This window comes from Citrobacter sp. TBCS-14 (genome assembly GCF_005280805.1).
Taxonomy (GTDB): Bacteria; Pseudomonadota; Gammaproteobacteria; order Enterobacterales; family Enterobacteriaceae; genus Citrobacter; species Citrobacter gillenii.
Genome location: NZ_SZWM01000147.1, coordinates 1 through 262, shown reverse-complemented (window position 1 = coordinate 262; position 262 = coordinate 1). Strand labels below are relative to the sequence as shown.

Sequence of the window (262 nt, the reverse complement as noted above, 5' to 3'; positions counted from 1 at the left end):
AACAAAGTCAACCGCTTCTTCAATAGCGTCAGCAAATGGAGTTTTTCCAGCTGATTTGGCCTTTGTAGTAATTTTTTTGATTTTTTTAGCGTCTGCTTCTTTTTCGATTGATTTAAAGCCGTTTGTTCCGTCTCCCTCAACAAGAGCAAGGTCAACAATTTTGTTTACGATAGCTTGTGTAAGTTCTGCTACAATCAATTCGTAAAGTTCTGGATAAGACATTTGAAGTCGTTTAACACGTTCAGCAAGTGATTGCAATTTA

1 protein-coding gene is annotated in these 262 nt (G+C 36.6%); it reads right to left on the bottom strand.

The features are described from left to right. On the bottom strand, positions 1-222 hold a 222-nt coding region (locus FDX22_RS03585; RefSeq protein ID WP_212732852.1), incomplete at its 3' end, for a hypothetical protein. Between the last annotated feature and the right edge of the window lie 40 nt (positions 223-262).